Origin of the sequence: Streptomyces sp. NBC_01481, from assembly GCF_026339995.1 — a bacterium.
GTDB lineage: Bacteria > Actinomycetota > Actinomycetes > Streptomycetales > Streptomycetaceae > Streptomyces.
Window position 1 is genome coordinate 391,269 of the sequence record NZ_JAPEPT010000006.1, and the last position, 20,919, is coordinate 412,187.

Sequence of the window (20,919 nt, forward strand, 5' to 3'; positions counted from 1 at the left end):
TCGGGCGTCGCCGGTCCATCCGGTTGTCCCGCCGGCGGGACATGCACGCGGCATAGGCGATTGATCTCCTTGACCCTCCAGAGCTCCCGGGTTAGGTTGCCCTTGATTGTGTTTCCGGGCCATTGCGCCCGATTCCGATGCGTAGGCGGCCTCCGTCACTCCGATTGTCCCCCGGCCGCCATTCCTCTGATGCCCGGTCGAATTTTCGACTCGCTTTCCGGGCCGTTGCGAGTTTTTCATTCATGTCTCTCCGGCCATCCGCGCGGGGGAAATTTCGGAGGTGGAGACTTGTCCGTCAGTGATCGCGCCACCCTGCCCCTCACGGCTGCGCAACGCGAGATATGGATCGCCGAGCAGCGGCTGGGGAAAGCGAATCGGGTTTTCCGGGTCGGCGAATATCTGGAGATCCACGGACAGGTGGATCCGGTGCTGTTCGAGCAGGCCCTGCTGCTGGTCGTCGCCGAGGCCGGCGCCCTGCACGTCCGCTTTGTCGAGGAACGCGGCGAGGTCCGGCAGGTCGTCCACGAGCTCGGCGACTGGTCACCCTCGTTGGTCGATCTCAGCGAGGAGCCGGACCCCGAACGGGCCGCCCGCGACTGGCTGGACGCCGCGGTCGCCCGGCCGATGGACCTCGCCGAGGACCGGCTGTTCGAGTACGCACTCCTGCGGGTGGACGCCGACCGGTTTTATTGGTACCAGGGCTACCACCACGCCGTGATGGACGCCTTCGGCTCACTGCTGATCACACGCCGGGTCGCCGACGTCTACACCGCGCTCGCCCAGGGGCGCCCGGTGGGGCCGAGCCCGTTCGGATCCCTGTCCGACCTGCTGGCCGCCGACCAGAACTACCGCATTTCCGACCAATTCGCCGATGACCGGGCCTACTGGACGGAACGCTTCGCCGACCGCCCCGAGCCGGCCGGGCTCGTCGGCCGCCCGACCACCACCCCGGAGCGATACCTCCGGCACACCGCCGGCCTGGACCCCGCCGAGCTGACGGAACTGCGCAACGCGGCCCGCCGTGCGCGGGCCCCCTGGTCGCACCTGGTCATCGCCGCCACAGCTGTCTATCTCCACCGGATGACCGGCGCATCGACCGTGGTGCTCGGTCTACCGGTGACGGCACGCCTGAACCAGGTCCAGCGTCGGACGCCCGGCACGGCATCCAACGTCCTCCCGCTCAGGCTCTCGCTCCGGCCGGACACAACGCTCGGCGAGCTCCTCGGCCAGATCGGGCAGCGGGTGTTCGAACTGGGCAGCCACCAGCGGTACCGGGCCGAGGACCTCCAGCGCGACCTCGACCTGCCCGGCCATGTGGGGACTTGGTACGCACCGGTCGTCAACGTCATGTCCTTCGACTATGCGGTGACCTTCGCCGGCCTGTCGGCCACCGCGCACAACCTCTCATCGGGCCTGGTGGGCGACCTCACGCTCGCCATGTGGGACCGACGCGACGGCACCGGGCTGACCGTCGACCTCAACGCCCACCCCGAAATCTGCCCGGACCGTGAACTGGCCGCTCACCATCGACGTCTGCTCACCATGCTGCGGACCGTCACAGCGACGGCGCATTCCCGGCCGATCGGCCAGATCGACCTGCTCACCGAGGAGGAGCGCGCCGCGCTGCTCGCCATCCCCGACGATGTTCCTCCGGCGACGGAGACCAACCTCCCGGGGTTGTTCGAGGCACGGGCCGTCGAGACCCCGGACGCGGCCGCCGTGGTCTGCGGCAAGACCACCCTGACGTACCAGGAGCTCAACGAGCGGGCGAACCGGCTGGCCCACCTGCTCGCAGCCCACGGCATCGGCCCCGAACACATCGTCGCCCTCGCCCTGCCCCGCTCCACCGACCTCGTCGTCACCATCCTCGCCGTCCTCAAAGCCGGCGCCGCCTACCTCCCCCTCGACCCCGCATACCCACCCGCCCGCCTGACCCACATGGTCACCGACGCCCACCCCACCCTCCTCCTCACCAGCACCGCCACCGAGCCCAGCCTGCCCGCCACGCACGACACCCCCGTCCTCGTCCTGGACACACCAGACGTCGCCACCGACCTCACCGACCAACCCACCCACAACCCCGCCACCGAACTCGCACCTGATCACCCCGCCTACGTCATCTACACCTCCGGCTCCACCGGACAACCCAAAGGCGTCGTCAACACCCACCGGAACGTGGTGCGGCTGTTCGACGCCACACGGAAGTGGTTCGACTTCGGCCCGGACGACGTCTGGACGCTGTTCCACTCGTACGCCTTCGACTTCTCCGCCTGGGAGCTGTGGGGAGCGCTGCTGCACGGCGGGCGGCTGGTCGTGGTTCCCTACGAGATCAGCCGGACGCCGGGCGCCTTCCTGGACCTGCTGGCCGACGAGGGCGTCACCGTCCTCAACCAAACCCCGTCGGCCTTCTACCAGTTGGCGCAGGCCGATGCCGACGCCTCCCGGCCCGCTCGCCGGCTCGGCCTGCGTACCGTGGTGTTCGGCGGTGAAGCGCTGCAGCCGTCCCGCCTCGCCGACTGGTACGAGCGGCATCCCGATGACGCGCCGGTGCTGGTCAACATGTACGGCATCACCGAGACCACGGTGCATGTGACGTACCAGCCGCTGACCCGTGACCGAGCCACCGCCGCGGCGGCCAGCGTGATCGGTCTCGGCATCCCTGATCTGCGCACCTATGTACTGGACGGCGGACTGCAATTAGTGGCGCCGGGGGTGGTGGGTGAGCTGTACGTGGCGGGGGCCGGCGTGGCCCGCGGCTACCTGGGCCGACCGGGCCTGACGGCCGAGCGCTTCGTCGCGGATCCGCACGCCCCCGAGCCCGGCGGCCGCATGTATCGCACCGGCGATCTGGTGCGCTGGAACCTGGACGGAGAACTGGAGTTCATCGGCCGCGCCGACCACCAGGTCAAGATCCGCGGCTTCCGCATCGAACCCGGCGAGATCGAAGCCGTGTTGACCAACCACGCGGACGTTGCCGAGGCCACGGTCGTGGTCCGCCAGCAGCAGTCCGGTGACTCTCGCCTGGTGGCCTACGTGGTCGGGCGGGAGGCTCTTCGACCCGAGGAGGTTCGGAAGTTCGCGCGGGACCGGCTGCCCAAGTACATGGTGCCGACTGCCGTCGTCCCCCTGGACCGCATGCCGCTGACGGCCAACGGCAAGCTGGACAAGGCGGCGCTCCCGGAGCCGGACTCCATGGTGCTGGCGTCGGGGCGGGAGGCGCGTACGCCGCAGGAGCAGATCGTGTGCGACCTGTTCGCGCAGGTCCTCGGCCTGCCGCGGGTCGGGGTCGACGACGACTTCTTCGACCTGGGCGGGCACTCCCTGCTCGCCACCCGCCTGATCGCCCAGATCCGAGCCGCCTTCGGGGTCGAGCTGGAACTGCGCTCGCTGTTCGAGGGCCCGACCCCGGCCGCGGCGGCGGCCCTCCTGGACACCGCCGGCCCCGGGCGCCTGGCGCTCACGGTGCGGCAGCGGCCCGAGGTCGTTCCACTCTCCTCGGCCCAGCGGCGGCTCTGGTTCCTGCAACGGATGGAAGGCCCGAGCGCCACCTACAACATCCCACTGGTCGTACGGCTGTCCGGCGAGCTGGACCGTGACGCGTTGCGCGCCGCCCTGGGTGATGTGGTGGCCCGGCACGAGAGTCTGCGCACGGTGTTCCCGGAGGCCGAGGGCGTGCCGTGCCAGCAGGTGCTGGCTCCCGAGGCGGCCGTACCGCGCCTGACCGTCACGCCGACGACCGAGACCGAGCTGCCGGCCGTGCTCGAAGCGGGCACTCGGTACGCCTTCGACCTGACGACCGAACCTCCGCTGCGGGCCGAGCTGTTCACGCTGTCGGCGCAGGTGCACGCTCTTCTGATCGTGGTCCACCACATCGCCGGTGACGGCTGGTCGATGGGACCCCTGTCACGGGAGCTGACGGAGGCGTACACCGCACGCACCCAGGGACAGGCCCCCGACTGGTCTGCACTGCCCGTCCAGTACACCGACTACACCCTGTGGCAGAACGAACTCCTCGGCGACCAGAACGACCCCGACAGCCTCTTCGCCACCCAGATCAACTACTGGACCAACACCCTCGCCAACCTCCCCGACCAACTCACCCTCCCCACCGACCGCCCCCGCCCCGCAGTGATGACCTACCGCGGCGACTACCTCACCGTCGACATCGACCCCGACCTCCACCAACGCCTCACCGACCTCGCACGCACCACCGGCGCCAGCCTCTTCATGGTGCTGCAAGCAGGCCTCGCCGCCCTCCTCACCCGCCTCGGCGCCGGAGAAGACATCCCCCTCGGCAGCCCCATCGCCGGCCGCACCGACCAAGCCCTCGACCACCTCATCGGCTTCTTCGTCAACACCCTCGTCCTACGCACCGACACCACCGCCAACCCCACCTTCACCCAACTCATCACCCGCGTCCGCGAAACCAGCCTCGCCGCCTACGCCCACCAAGACGTCCCCTTCGAATACCTCGTCGAACACCTCAACCCCACCCGCACCCTCGCCCACCACCCCCTCTTCCAAATCATGCTCGCCCTCCAAAACGCCCCGGAGAGCGGATTCGAGCTCCCGGGCCTGCGAGCCGGTGTCGAGTTGGGCAGGACGGGCACGGCGAAGTTCGACCTGTTCTTCAGCCTCGCCGAGCGGCGCGGTGAAGGCGGCCAACCCCACGGCATCACCGGCGCCGTCGAGTACTCCAGTGACATCTACGACGCCCCCACGGTCCGCGCCCTCTTCGACCGCTGGATACGCCTGCTGGAGGCGGCCACTTCCGACCCCGACCGCCCGTTCAGCACGATCGACCTCCTGTCCGCCGAGGAACACCAACAGACCGTCGTCGACTTCAACGACACGGCCCTGCCCTTGCCAGAGGCCTCCCTCGCCGAGCTCTTCACACGGCAGGCGGCCAAGACCCCGGGCGCCCCCGCCGTCACAGACGGCAACTCCACGCTGACCTACGCACAGCTCGACAACCGCGCCAACCAGCTCGCCCACAAGCTGATCACCCGCGGAGTCCGCCCCGGCAACGCCGTCGCCGTCCTCTTGCAACGCTCCATCACGACGGTCACCACCGTCCTCGGGCTGATGAAGGCCGGCGCCCTCTACGTCCCCCTCGACACCCGCTACCCGGCCGAGCGCATCCGCCAGATCCTCGCCGACACCGGCGTCTCACTCATCGTGACCGACGAGGTCTCCCAGTCCGAACTGCCGCCGCTGACAACGGGCCTGCTCGTCATCGACTCCGCCGGCCGGGACGAGCAGGAGCACGAAGCGCCGAACGTGGTCGTGGCTCCGGACGCTGCGGCGTATGTGATGTACACATCCGGGTCGACCGGCATCCCCAAGGGCATCGCGGTCACCCACCGCAACGTCACCGCCCTCGCCCTCGACCCCCGCTTCAACCCCCAAGCACACCAACGCGTCCTCCTCCACTCCCCCGCCGCCTTCGACGCCTCCACCTACGAACTGTGGGTCCCCCTCCTCAACGGCGGAACCGTCATCATCGCCCCCACCGGCGACCTCGACGTCCCCACCCTCCAACAAGTAATCACCCAACAGCGCGTCACCGCCCTGTGGCTCACCAGCTCCCTGTTCAACGTCGTCGCCGACCACGCACCCCAATGCCTCACCGACGTCCACGAGATATGGACCGGCGGCGAAGCCGTCTCCGCCACCTCCGTCCGACGCGTCCAAAACACCTGCCCCTCCCTCACCATCGTGGACGGCTACGGACCCACCGAAACCACCACCTTCGCCACCTGCCACCCCACCACCAACCCCTACACCGGCACCCACGTCGTCCCCATCGGCCGCCCCATGGCCAACACCCGCACCTACATCCTCGACCACGGCCTCCAACCCGTCCCTCCCGGCGCAGTGGGCGAGCTCTACATCGCAGGCGCCGGCCTCGCCCGCGGCTACCTCGGCCGACCCGACCTCACCGCCGAACGCTTCATTGCCGACCCCTACGCCCCAGAACCCGGCACCCGCATGTACCGCACCGGCGACCTCGTACGCCACAACCCCGACGGCAACCTCGAATTCACCGGCCGCGCCGACCAACAGATCAAGATCCGCGGCTTCCGCATCGAACCCGGCGAAATCGAAAACATCCTCACCGACCACCCCGACATCACCCAAGCCACCGTCACCATCCACCAAGACCAACCCGGCAACACCCGCCTCATCGCCTACGTCGTCGCCGACACCGCCGTAACGCCGGAAGACCTGCCTGAGTTCGCGCGACGACGACTGCCGGACTACATGCTGCCGTCCGCGTTCGTTGCGCTCGACCGTCTGCCGTTGACGGCCAACGGCAAGCTGGACCGGGCCGCGTTGCCCGCTCCCGTCCCGGCCGCGCGGGCGGATCTGCCGAGTCGTGAGCCGCGCACCCCGCGCGAGCGGCTGCTCGGAGAATTGTTCGCGCAGGCGCTGGGAGTGAACCGGGTCGGGCCCGACGACGACTTCTTCGCGCTCGGTGGGGACAGCATCGTCTCGATCCGCCTGGTCAGCCTGGCGCGTTCGGCGGGTGTGGGATTCGCGGTCCGGGACGTCTTCGAGCAGCGGACGGTAGCCGGACTCGCCGAGTTCGCCGAGGAACTGGTCATGTCGGCCCCGGAGGCCGACGACTCCGGCATCGGAATGGTGGAACCGACCCCGATAATGCGCTGGTTCGACGATCGCGGCGGTGCAATCGACGAGTTCCACCAGGCGATGCTGCTGGAGGTGCCCGCCGATCTTGGCGAGGACCGCCTTACCGCGGCCGTCCAGGCGCTCGTGGACCACCATGACGCGCTGCGGCTGACCCGGACGCCGGGTGGCTCCGACGGCCGGTCGTGGTCGCTGGAGGTCGGGCCGGTGGGCGCCGTGTCGGCGACCGACCTGGTGCACCGCGTCGAACTGGGTGGCGCTGACGTCGACGAGGCTCTGCTCCGCGGCCAGGTGAAGGCGGTGGCCGCCCGCCTGTCGGCCGAGCGAGGGCTGCTGCTCCAGGCGGTCTGGTTCGACGCCGGAACGGCTCGTCCAGGCAGGCTGCTGTTCCTCGTCAACCATCTCGTGGTGGACGGGGTCTCCTGGCGGATCCTGCTTCCGGATCTCATCGCCGCGTGGGAGGCGGTCGTGCTCAGCCGCCCCCCGCGCCTGGAACCGGTAGGCACATCGCTGCGCCGCTGGTCGCGGCTGCTGGCGGCGGAGGCCCAGCAACCGGCCCGCGCCGCGGAGGCGACGCTGTGGGCCGACTTGCTCGCCGCGGCCGACCCCTCGCTGGCCGCCGGCCGGCTGGATCCCGTACGGGACACCGTGGGCCGGGCCCGCGAACTCACGCTCTCCCTCCCGCCCGAGGTCACCACCCCGCTCCTCACCACGGTGCCGACGGCCTTCCACGCGGGGGTGAACGACGTCCTGCTGACTGCGCTGGCCCTGGCGGTCGCCCAGTGGCGCCGTGGCCATGCCCGCGGACGGCACACGGCGCTGCTGGTGGACGTGGAAGGACACGGGCGCGAGGAGATCGTCGAGGGCACAGACCTGTCGCGCACCGTGGGCTGGTTCACCTCGCTGTATCCCGTCCGCGTCGATCCTGGCCCGCTGGTCTGGGAAGAGGTCGTCGATGGCGGGCCGGCTCTCGGGCAGGCGCTGAAGCGAGTAAAGGAGCAGCTGCGGTCGCTGCCCGACCGGGGCATGGGCTTCGGTCTGCTGCGCCACCTCAATCCCGAGACCGGGCAGCAGCTGGCGGGGCGCGCCGTGCCCCAACTCGGGTTCAACTACCTCGGCCGGTTCCCCTCAGCGGGCACACCGGTGGTTCCCGGCAATCCGGCCTGGAGGGTGGCGTCCGAGACGGGCCTGCTGAGCGGCGCCGATCCGGCGACAGCCCTGGCCCACGGGCTGGAGGTCAACTCCATGGTCCGAGACGCCCCGGACGGACTGTGGTTGGAGGCCGTCTGGACGTGGGCCCCCGATCTCTGGCCCGAGAAGCACGTCCGTGTCCTCGCCGAGCAGTGGTTCCAGGCGATCCGGGGCCTGGTCCGGCACGGCGGCCGGTCCGGCACGGGCGGCCACACCCCCTCGGACTTCCCCCTGACCGAACTCAGCCAGCACGACATCGAACAGCTCGAAGCTGCGTGGAGGATTCAGAAATGACGTCGTCCGGCCTGGAAGACATCCTTCCCCTCTCCCCGATGCAGGAAGGGCTGCTGTTCCACTCCCGCTACGAGCAGGACGGCGCGGACGTCTACGCGGTCCAGCACGTCTTCGACATCGAGGGCGCCCTCGACGGGGCGCGCCTGCGGACGGCGGTCCGCGCCCTCGTGCAGCGGCACCCGAACCTGCGCGCCGGATTCCGACAGGTGGATTCGGGACAGACCGTTCAGCTGATCCCACATCAGGTCGATGTGCCTTGGGAGGAGTTCGACCTCTCGTCACTGCCCGGCGCCGAGGCGGAGGAGGAGTTGGCCCGGCTCGCCACCAAGGAGCACAGCCGCCGCTTCGACCTCGCCGAGCCGCCGCTGCTGCGCTTCTCCCTCGTGCGGCTGGCCGGGAAACACCACCGCCTGATGATGACCACCCATCACATCCTGCTCGACGGCTGGTCGACGCCCATCCTGGTCCGCGAGCTGATCACGCTGTACGGCAGCCATGGCGACGTCGCCGCGCTACCCCGGGTGACCCCCTACCGGCAGTACCTGAGCTGGCTCGCGCAGCAGGACCGGCCGGCGTCGGAGGCCGCCTGGCGCGAGACGCTCGCCGGCCTGGAGCAGCCGACCCTGGTCACTCCTGTGGATCCGGCGCGCCCCGCGCTGATGCCGGAGCGGATCACCGTTGAGCTGGACGAGGACCGTACGGCGGCGCTCGCCGACTGGGCGCGCCGGCAGGGCGTGACCCTGAACACCGTTCTGCAGGCCGCCTGGGGGCTGGTGCTGAGCCGGCGCACGGGACATGACGACGTGGTGTTCGGGGCCGTCGTGGCGGGACGCGACCCGAAACTGCCCGGCGTCGAGGCCATGGTGGGCCTGCTCATCAACATGGTGCCCGTCCGGGTCGCGCTGGATCCGGGGCAGTCGCTGTTGTCCGCCGTCGTGCGGCTCCAGGACGAACAGTCGCGGCTGACCGCGCACCACCACCTCGGGCTGGCCCGCATCCAGCAGTTGGCCGGGCCGGGCGACCTCTTCGACACGTCCCTGGTGTTCGAGAACTATCCCTGGGACGACCCAGCCGGGCTGCCGGACACCGGGCTGCGGATCACCCCGGATCTCGGCCGCGGGCGGGACGCGACCCACTATCCGCTCACATTGATCGCCGCCCCGGGGCGCCGTCTTTACCTCCGCCTCGACTACCGGGACGACCTCTTCGACCGGGCCACGGCCACCGGGTTCCTCGACCGGCTGATCCGGGTGCTCGACCTTGTCGTCACCGATGCCGATCGGCCGATCGGCCGGATCGACCTGCTCACCGACGAGGAGCGCCGGGACCTGCTCGTCGCCCGCAACGACACAGTCACGGCGACCAGCGGGACGACGCTGCCGGGGTTGTTCGAGGCACGGGCCGTCGAGACCCCGGACGCGGCCGCCGTGGTCTGCGGCAAGACCACCCTGACGTACCAGGAGCTCAACGAGCGGGCGAACCGGCTGGCCCACCTGCTCGCAGCCCACGGCATCGGCCCCGAACACATCGTCGCCCTCGCCCTGCCCCGCTCCACCGACCTCGTCGTCACCATCCTCGCCGTCCTCAAAGCCGGCGCCGCCTACCTCCCCCTCGACCCCGCATACCCACCCGCCCGCCTGACCCACATGGTCACCGACGCCCACCCCACCCTCCTCCTCACCAGCACCGCCACCGAGCCCAGCCTGCCCGCCACGCACGACACCCCCGTCCTCGTCCTGGACACACCAGACGTCGCCACCGACCTCACCGACCAACCCACCCACAACCCCGCCACCGAACTCGCACCTGATCACCCCGCCTACGTCATCTACACCTCCGGCTCCACCGGACAACCCAAAGGCGTCGTCATGCCTGCGGGCGCACTGCTGAACCTCTTGGAGTGGCACCACGGGGCGGTCGGCGGCGAACCGGGCATCAGGACCGCGCAGTTCACAGCGATCAGCTTCGACGTGTCCGCGCAGGAGGTGCTGTCGGTCCTCGCCTTCGGCAAGACGCTGGTGATCCCCGACGAGGACGTCCGGCGTGACGCGGCCCGGTTCACCGAGTGGCTGGACGAGCACCGGGTGGAGGAGCTGTTCGCCCCGAACCTGGTGCTGGAGGCGCTCGCCGAGGCCGCCGCCGAACAGAGTCGTACGCTGCCGCGGCTGCGTACAGTCGCGCAGGCCGGTGAGGCGTTGACGCTGAGCCGCCTGGTCCGTGAGTTCCACCGGTCGGCACCGGGCCGCGCGCTGCACAACCACTACGGGCCCACCGAGACGCACGTGGTCACGGCCCACACCCTGGGCGAGGACCCCGACGGCTGGCCGCTGACCGCGCCCATCGGCCGGCCGATCGCCAACACCCGTGCCTATGTGCTTGGCACCGGGCTGCAGTTGGTGGCGCCCGGTGTGGTGGGTGAGCTGTACGTCGCGGGAGCGGGTGTCGCCCGGGGCTATCTGGGCCGACCGGGCCTGACGGCCGAGCGCTTCGTCGCGGACCCGTACGCCCCCGAGCCCGGCGGCCGCATGTATCGCACCGGCGATCTGGTGCGCTGGAACCTGGACGGAGAACTGGAGTTCATCGGCCGCGCCGACCACCAGGTCAAGATCCGCGGCTTCCGCATCGAACCCGGCGAGATCGAGAAGACCCTCACCGACCACCCCGACATTGCCCAGGCCGCCGTCATCGCCGGCGAGGACCAGCCCGGCAAGACCCGTCTGGTGGCCTACGTGGTGGTGCGGGGGGCTCTTCGGCCCAAGGACGTAAGGGAGTTCGCGCGCGAGCGGCTGCCCGAGCACATGGTGCCTTCGGCCGTCTTGCTCCTTGAACACCTCCCTCTGACAGCCAACGGCAAGCTGGACCGCGCCGCACTGCCTACGCCGGGCTTCACAGTGCCGGCGTCGGGGCGGGAGGCGCGTACGCCGCAGGAGGAGATCGTGTGCGACCTGTTCGCGCAGGTCCTCGGGCTGCCGCGGGTCGGGGTCGACGACGACTTCTTCGACCTGGGCGGGCACTCCCTGCTGGCCACCCGCCTGATCGCCCGCATCCGGGCCGCCTTCAGCGTCGAGATCGGCCTGCGCACGCTCTTCGAGGCCCGGACCGCCGGCGCGGTGGCGGCCCGCCTCGACACAGCAGGGCCTGCGCGGCTCGCCCTGACCAAGCAGCAGCTACCCGACGTGGTGCCGCTGTCGTTCGCCCAGCGGCGGCTGTGGTTCCTGCACAAGATGGAAGGGCCGAGCGCCACTTACAACATTCCGCTGGCACTGCGGCTCACCGGCGAGCTGAACCACGACGCGGTTCGCGCCGCCGTGGCCGATGTGGTGGCCCGGCACGAGACCCTGCGCACGGTGTTCCCCGAAGTCCACAGCAGCCCACATCAGCACGTAATCGACGCCGTGACGGTCGAGCTGCCGACCAGCGACACCACCGAGACCGAGCTGCCGGACGCACTGGCGACAGCGGCCCGCCACGCCTTCGACCTGGCGACGGAACCGCCACTGCGGGCCGAACTGTTCCGCCTCGCACCCGACCGGCACGTCCTTCTCCTCGTCCTGCATCACATCGCGGGTGACGGCTGGTCACTGGGCCCGCTCGCCTCCGACCTCACCCGCGCCTACACCGCACGCACCCAGGGACAGGCCCCCGACTGGCCTGCACTGCCCGTCCAGTACACCGACTACACCCTGTGGCAGAACGAACTCCTCGGCGACCAGAACGACCCCGACAGCCTCTTCGCCACCCAGATCAACTACTGGACCAACACCCTCGCCAACCTCCCCGACCAACTCACCCTCCCCACCGACCGCCCCCGCCCCGCAGTGATGACCTACCGCGGCGACTACCTCACCGTCGACATCGACCCCGACCTCCACCAACGCCTCACCGACCTCGCACGCACCACCGGCGCCAGCCTCTTCATGGTGCTGCAAGCAGGCCTCGCCGCCCTCCTCACCCGCCTCGGCGCCGGAGAAGACATCCCCCTCGGCAGCCCCATCGCCGGCCGCACCGACCAAGCCCTCGACCACCTCATCGGCTTCTTCGTCAACACCCTCGTCCTACGCACCGACACCACCGCCAACCCCACCTTCACCCAACTCATCACCCGCGTCCGCGAAACCAGCCTCGCCGCCTACGCCCACCAAGACGTCCCCTTCGAATACCTCGTCGAACACCTCAACCCCACCCGCACCCTCGCCCACCACCCCCTCTTCCAAATCATGCTCGCCCTCCAAAACGCCCCCGAAGCAACATTCCAACTCCCCGGCCTCCACATCGACGTCGCCCCCGGACGCACCGGCACCGCCAAATTCGACCTCTTCATCAGCCTCGCCGAACAACGCGGCCCCCACGGCCAACCCCACGGCATCACCGGCGCCATCGAATACTCCAGCGACATCTACGACACCCCCACCGTCCAAACCCTCTTCAACCGCTGGATACACCTCCTCGACACCGCCACCACCCACCCCGACCAGCCCCTCAGCCACATCGACCTCCTCACCCCCCAAGAACACCAACAGGTGCTCGACACCTGGCTGGACACCGAGGCCGAAGTCGGCGAGGACCTGTTGCCGGTCCGCTTCGCCGCACAGGCGGAGGCCACGCCGGACGCCGTGGCCCTGATCGCCGGCGACACCACCCTGACGTACGCGGAACTGAACAGCCGCGCCAACCGGCTGGCTCACGCCCTGCTGCGCCTGGGCGCCGGACCGGACCGGGTGATCGCGCTCGCCCTGCCGCGCTCCGCCGACCTGATGGTGGCCCTCCTGGCTGTGCTCAAGTCCGGCGCCGCGTACTTGCCGCTGGATCCGGACCACCCCGCCGGGCGCATCGAGTACGTGCTGAATGACGCGCGGCCCGCCCTGCTGCTCACCACCCTGGCGACGGACTCACCGATACCGGGCGGCGGCTCGCCGCAGCGGCTGGTGCTGGACTCCGCGGAGGTGCAGGCACTGCTGGCCGACTGCCCCGACACCGACCCGGCCGACGCCGACCGTGCCGCGGCGCTGCTGGCCGCCGACGCCGCGTACGTGATCTACACGTCCGGCTCGACCGGCCGTCCCAAGGGCGTGGTCGTGCCGCACGCGGCGCTGCTGAACTTCCTGGAGGCCATGCGGCAGAAGGTCCCGCTCCGGCCCGAGGAGCGGCTGCTCGCGGTCACCACGATCGCCTTCGACATTGCCGCGCTGGAGCTGTACCACCCGCTGCTCTCGGGTGCCGCGGTCGTCCTCGCGCCCAAGGAGGCCGTCCCCCAGCCATCCGCCGTGCTCAACCTGATCGCCCGGCACGGCGTCACGGTCCTGCAGGGGACACCGTCACTGTGGCAGCTGCTGGTCGCGCACGAGCCGGAGGCCCTGCGTGGTCTGCGCATGCTGGTCGGCGGCGAGGCGCTGCCCGTCACGCTCGCCGAGTCGATGCGGACGCTCACGGAGGACCTGTCCAACCTGTACGGGCCGACCGAGACCACCATCTGGTCGACCGCCGCGGACATCGCCGGCGCCACGGGGGCCCCGCCGATCGGCCGTCCGATCGCCAACACCCGCGTGTACGTCCTGGACAGCGGGCTGCAGTTGGTGGCACCGGGCGTGGTGGGTGAACTGTACGTGGCTGGGGCCGGTGTGGCCCGCGGCTACCTGGGCCGACCGGGCCTGACTGCCGAGCGCTTCGTCGCGGATCCCTACGCCCCCGAGCCCGGCGCTCGCATGTACCGCACCGGCGACCTGGTGCGCTGGAACCCGGACGGCGACCTGGAGTTCATCGGCCGCGCCGACCACCAGGTCAAGATCCGCGGCTTCCGCATCGAACCCGGCGAGATCGAGAAGATCCTCACCGATCACATCGACATCGCCCAGGCCGCGGTCGTCGTCCGTGAGGACCAGCCCGGCGACGCCCGCCTCGTCGCCTACGTCGTCGCCGACACCGCCGCTCGAGCGGGCGACGAGGAGGTCGAACAGGACCAGCTGAGCGAGTGGCAGGATCTGTACGACTCCGTCTACACCACGGCGCCGGAGACAGCGTTCGGCGAGAACTTCGCCAGCTGGAACAGCAGTTACGACGGACAGCCGATCCCGCTGCCCGAGATGCGCGAGTGGCGCGATATGACCGTCGACCGCATCAAGTCCCTCCGCCCGCGCCGCATCCTCGAAATCGGCGTGGGCACCGGTCTACTCCTCGCCAGGCTGGCGCCCGAGTGCGACGAGTACTGGGGCACAGACTTCTCCCCCACCGCCATTGAGGACCTTCAGCGTCACGTCGACGGGGATCCCGCCCTTGCCTCCCGGGTCCACCTCCGGACCCAGCCCGCCCACGACTTCGGCAACCTCCCCGCGGGCCACTTCAACACCATCGTGCTCAACTCGGTCGTCCAGTACTTCCCGAACGCCGACTACCTGGAACAGGTCATCCACAACGCAGTCCGTGCTCTCACCCCGGGCGGGGCCCTCTTTATCGGCGACGTCCGCAACCCGCGGCTCCTGCGCACCTTCGCCGCCGCCGTCCACACCGCGCGTGCCGACGACCCGACGGACATGGCCGCCATCCGTCACGCCGTCGAACACAGCCTCGTCCTGGAGAAGGAACTCCTCGTCGACCCCGAGTACTTCACCGCCCTCGCGCACCACATCCCCGAACTCGCCGGCACCGACATCCAGATCAAACGCGGCACCAGCCACAACGAGCTCACCCGCTACCGCTACGACGCCACCCTCTACAAGACCGGCATCACCCCCCGCCCCCTCGCCGACGCCCCCACGCGGCCCTGGACCAGTCACACAGGCCCCGGCGCCAACGTCGCCGACCTGAGGCGCCAGCTGGAAGTCGAGCGGCCCGCGGAGCTCCGCGTCACTGGAATCCCCAACCCCCGCCTCACCCACGAACTCGCCGCGCGGCAAGCCCTCGACGACGGCACGCGCCTGACCCCCGACGCCGCCGACTACCACGTCGCCCTCGAACTCTTCCACGACCTGGGCGACGAGCACGGCTATTGGACCGGCATCACCTGGAACACCCACGACTCCGACACCGTCGACGTCGTCTTCGTCGACCGGATCCGGCTGGCCGACGGTGCACCCATCGGCGCCTATGCCCCCGTCCATACGGGCGCCTCCGCGCCGCCCCTGTCGACATGGACGACCAACCCCGCCTCCCGCCGCGGCACCGGTGCCCTCGTCACCAAGCTCCGCGAACACAGCCGTCATCATCTGCCCGACTACATGGTCCCGACTGCTGTCGTCCCCCTGGACCGGCTCCCCCTGACGGCCAACGGCAAGCTGGACCGGGCCGCACTCCCGGTGCCGGAGTTCACGTCGGCAGGGACCGGGCGGGAGGCGCGTACGCCGCAGGAGCAGATCGTGTGCGACCTGTTCGCGCAGGTCCTCGGGCTGCCGCGGGTCGGGGTCGACGACGACTTCTTCGACCTGGGCGGGCACTCCCTGCTCGCCACTCGCCTGATCGCCCAGATCCGAGCCGCGTTCGGGGTCGAGCTGGAACTGCGCTCGCTGTTCGAGGGCCCGACCCCGGCCGCGGCGGCGGCCCTCCTGGACACCGCCGGCCCCGGGCGCCTGGCGCTCACGGTGCGGCAGCGGCCCGAGGTCATGCCGCTGTCGTTCGCCCAGCGCCGACTGTGGTTCATCCACAAGATGGAAGGGCCGAGCGCCACTTACAACATTCCGCTGGCACTGCGGCTCACCGGCGAGCTGGACCGCGACGCGCTGCGCGCCGCCCTCGGTGACGTAGTGGCTCGACACGAGAGCCTGCGCACGGTGTTCCCGGAGGCCGAAGGCGTGCCGTGCCAGCAGGTACTGGCCCCCGAGGCGGCCGTACCGCGCCTGACCGTCACTCCGACGACCGAGACCGAACTGCCGGACGTACTGACGTCAGCGGCCCGCCACGCCTTCGACCTGGCCGTCGAACCGCCACTGCGCGCCAACCTGTTCGAGCTGTCGGCACAGGAGTACGTCCTGCTGCTGGTCGTGCATCACATCGCGGGTGACGGCTGGTCACTGGGCCCGCTCGCCTCCGACCTCACCCGCGCCTACACCGCACGCACCCAGGGACAGGCCCCCGACTGGCCTGCACTGCCCGTCCAGTACACCGACTACACCCTGTGGCAGAACGAACTCCTCGGCGACCAGAACGACCCCGACAGCCTCTTCGCCACCCAGATCAACTACTGGACCAACACCCTCGCCAACCTCCCCGACCAACTCACCCTCCCCACCGACCGCCCCCGCCCCGCAGTGATGACCTACCGCGGCGACTACCTCACCGTCGACATCGACCCCGACCTCCACCAACGCCTCACCGACCTCGCACGCACCACCGGCGCCAGCCTCTTCATGGTGCTGCAAGCAGGCCTCGCCGCCCTCCTCACCCGCCTCGGCGCCGGAGAAGACATCCCCCTCGGCAGCCCCATCGCCGGCCGCACCGACCAAGCCCTCGACCACCTCATCGGCTTCTTCGTCAACACCCTCGTCCTACGCACCGACACCACCGCCAACCCCACCTTCACCCAACTCATCACCCGCGTCCGCGAAACCAGCCTCGCCGCCTACGCCCACCAAGACGTCCCCTTCGAATACCTCGTCGAACACCTCAACCCCACCCGCACCCTCGCCCACCACCCCCTCTTCCAAATCATGCTCGCCCTCCAAAACGCCCCCGAAGCAACATTCCAACTCCCCGGCCTCCACATCGACGTCGCCCCCGGACGCACCGGCACCGCCAAATTCGACCTCTTCATCAGCCTCGCCGAACAACGCGGCCCCCACGGCCAACCCCACGGCATCACCGGCGCCATCGAATACTCCAGCGACATCTACGACACCCCCACCGTCCAAACCCTCTTCAACCGCTGGATACACCTCCTCGACACCGCCACCACCCACCCCGACCAGCCCCTCAGCCACATCGACCTCCTCACCCCCCAAGAACACCAACAGACCGTCGTCGACTTCAACGACACGGCCCTGCCCTTGCCAGAGGCCTCCCTCGCCGAGCTCTTCACACGGCAGGCGGCCAAGACCCCGGGCGCCCCCGCCGTCACAGACGGGGAGACCTCCCTGACCTACGCACAGCTCGACAACCGCGCCAACCAGCTCGCCCACAAGCTGATCACCCGCGGAGTCCGCCCCGGCGACGCCGTCGCCGTCCTCTTGCAACGCTCCATCACGACGGTCACCACCGTCCTCGGGCTGATGAAGGCCGGCGCCCTCTACGTCCCCCTCGACACCCGCTACCCGGCCGAGCGCATCCGCCAGATCCTCGCCGACACCGGCGTCTCACTCATCGTGACCGACGAGGTCTCCCAGTCCGAACTGCCGCCGCTGACAACGGGCCTGCTCGTCATCGACTCCGCCGGCCGGGACGAGCAGGAGCACGAAGCGCCGAACGTGGTCGTGGCTCCGGACGCTGCGGCGTATGTGATGTACACCTCCGGGTCGACCGGCATCCCCAAGGGCATCGCGGTCACCCACCGCAACGTCACCGCCCTCGCCCTCGACCCCCGCTTCAACCCCCAAGCACACCAACGCGTCCTCCTCCACTCCCCCGCCGCCTTCGACGCCTCCACCTACGAACTGTGGGTCCCCCTCCTCAACGGCGGAACCGTCATCATCGCCCCCACCGGCGACCTCGACGTCCCCACCCTCCAACAAGTAATCACCCAACAGCGCGTCACCGCCCTGTGGCTCACCAGCTCCCTGTTCAACGTCGTCGCCGACCACGCACCCCAATGCCTCACCGACGTCCACGAGATATGGACCGGCGGCGAAGCCGTCTCCGCCACCTCCGTCCGACGCGTCCAAAACACCTGCCCCTCCCTCACCATCGTGGACGGCTACGGACCCACCGAAACCACCACCTTCGCCACCTGCCACCCCACCACCAACCCCTACACCGGCACCCACGTCGTCCCCATCGGCCGCCCCATGGCCAACACCCGCACCTACATCCTCGACCACGGCCTCCAACCCGTCCCTCCCGGCGCAGTGGGCGAGCTCTACATCGCAGGCGCCGGCCTCGCCCGCGGCTACCTCGGCCGACCCGACCTCACCGCCGAACGCTTCATTGCCGACCCCTACGCCCCAGAACCCGGCACCCGCATGTACCGCACCGGCGACCTCGTACGCCACAACCCCGACGGCAACCTCGAATTCACCGGCCGCGCCGACCAACAGATCAAGATCCGCGGCTTCCGCATCGAACCCGGCGAAATCGAAAACATCCTCACCGACCACCCCGACATCACCCAAGCCACCGTCACCATCCACCAAGACCAACCCGGCAACACCCGCCTCATCGCCTACGTCGTCGCCGACACCGCCGCACCGACGAGCGACGAGGAGGAGCGGAGCCAGATCGGCGAGTGGCAGGATCTCTACAACTCGCTGTACTCCGATCCCGGTTCCGAGTTCGGCGAGGACTTCTCCGGCTGGAACAGCAGTTACGACAGCGAGCCGATCCCGCTGCCCGAGATGCGGGAGTGGCGTGAAGCCACGGTCGAGCGAATCAGGGCGCTCAAACCCGGCCGGGTCCTGGAGATCGGTGTGGGCACCGGTCTACTCCTCGCCAGGCTGGCGCCCGAGTGCGAGGAGTACTGGGGGACAGACTTCTCCCCCACCGTGGTAGAGGCGTTGCGGCGCCACGTCGACGCCGACCCCGAGCTCGCCCGGCGTGTCACGTTGCGCGTTCAGGCCGCACACGAGCACGGAGAGCTTCCGCAGGGCCACTTCGACACGATCGTCCTCAACTCGGTCGTCCAGTACTTCCCGAACGCCGACTACCTGGAACAGGTCATCGGGCAGGCTTTCCGTCTGCTCGCTCCCGGCGGATCCGTGTTCATGGGTGACATCCGCAACCCGCGGCTGCTGCGCACGTTCACGAGTGCGGTCCAGGCGGCCCGTGCCGACGACCCCGGCGACACCACCGCCATCCGCCGCGCCGTCGAGCACAGCCTCGTGCTGGAGAAGGAACTCCTCGTCGACCCCGAGTACTTCACCGCCCTCGCGCACCACATCCCCGAACTCGCCGGCACCGACATTCAGCTCAAACGCGGCACCACCCACAACGAGCTCACCCGCTACCGCTACGACGCCACCCTCTACAAGGCCGGTGTCACACCCCACCCCCTCGCCGACGTACCCGCCCGGCCCTGGGCCCGGGACATGGGCACCCTCGCCGATCATCTGCGCACCACGCGGCCCGAACGGCTGAGGGTGAGGGGCGTCCCGAACTCGCGCATCGCGCAGGATCTCGCCGTACAGCACACCCTCGAAACCGGGACACCGCCACCCGATCGACTGACTCCCGGCGTGGATCTGGAGGACTTCCACCGCCTGGGCGAGGAGCACGGCTACTGGACCGCGATCAGCTGGAACGCCCACGATCCGGCCGCCGTCGACGTCACCTACGTCAGGCGCGGGCTCCTCGGCGAGGGTGCCCCCGTCGGTGCCTACTCGCCCATGGCGGCACCTGGCCCCGCCACCCCGCTGTCCTCATGGACCACCAGCCCGGTTACCGGCCGGGGCACCGGCGCCCTGCTCACGGCCCTGCGGGAGCACACCCGCCGTCATCTGCCCGAGTACATGCGCCCCGCCGCCATCGTCCCCCTCGACCGGCTCCCCCTCACCGCCAACGGCAAGCTCGACAGTGCCGCGCTCCCAGCGTTCGACCTGGAGCGCGCCGACATCGGCCGGGCACCCGCCACGCCGCAGGAGCAGGTCGTCTGCGAGCTGTTCGCGGAGGTGCTCGGGCGACCCGTGGTCGGTGTGGACGAGGACTTCTTCGACCTGGGCGGGCACTCCCTGCTGGCCACCCGGCTGATGGCCCGGCTGCGGGCCGCCTTCGGTGTCGAGCTGGGTCTGCGGAGCCTGTTCGAGGCGCCGACCCCGGGCGGGATCGCGGCGCGGTTCGATGTCGACGACGCGGACGGCTCGTACGAGGTGGTGCTGCCGCTGCGCACCGGGGGCAGCCGACCACCGCTGTTCTGCATCCACCCGGGCGGCGGCATCAGCTGGTCGTACAGCGCGCTCATCAAACACCTCGGTCCGCAGTACCCGCTGTACGGGATCCAGGCGCGCAGCCTGGCCCGTTCAGAGCCCCGGCCGGGCAGCGTCGAGGAGATGGCGGTGGACTACGCCGACCAGATCCAGACGGTGCAGCCGCACGGGCCGTACCACTTGGCCGGCTGGTCGTTCGGCGGGCTGTGCGCCCACGCGCTGGCGGCGGAATTCGAGCGGCGCGGCGAACCGGTGGCGCTGGTCGCGGTGCTCGACGTGATCCCCAACTGGCAGGGGCTGACCCACGCCGACGTCCCCGCTCCCGACGACCGGGTGATGCTGCTCTACCACGTGGGTCTCGTCGACGACGGCACCCACCGACAGGACGACGAGGAGATGACCTTCGCCAAGGCGCGGGAGATCCTGCGCCGCCAGGGCAGCGTGCTGGCCAACCTGGAAGAGGACCGGCTCGCCACGATCACCGAAATCTCCGCGAACAACACCCACCTGACCGTCGACTACCGGCCCGGCCCGATCGACGGCGACGTGCTGCTGATCGCCTGCTCGCAGCAGCAGGACCCGCCGGTCACCGCCGCGGCCTGGCAGCCGTACGTCCGCGGCACTGTCGAGGCCCATGTGGTGCCCGGCGAGCACGGGACGATGCTGACCCGGCCGGACACGCTGGCGGAGATCGGACGGATCCTGTCGGCCAAGCTCCACGAGCTCACCGGCGACGAGTGACGTTCGCAGGCCGCCTACGAGGCACCCACCGTCCGTTATCTGCGAG

At 69.9% G+C, this 20,919-nt stretch carries 2 protein-coding genes; both read left to right on the plus strand.

The annotated features are described in order from the left end of the window. Positions 1–288 precede the first annotated feature (288 nt). Positions 289–8,136 carry a non-ribosomal peptide synthetase gene (locus OOK40_RS31680; protein ID WP_266488439.1) on the plus strand — a complete coding sequence of 2,616 codons (7,848 nt, stop codon included), beginning with the start codon at positions 289–291 and terminating at the stop codon, positions 8,134–8,136. Continuing rightward, positions 8,133–20,873: a non-ribosomal peptide synthetase gene (locus OOK40_RS31685; protein WP_266488441.1), complete on the plus strand. Its 12,741-nt coding sequence runs from the start codon at positions 8,133–8,135 to the stop codon at positions 20,871–20,873. Before OOK40_RS31680 ends, OOK40_RS31685 begins: the two co-directional genes overlap by 4 nt. The last annotated feature ends 46 nt before the right edge of the window (positions 20,874–20,919 follow it).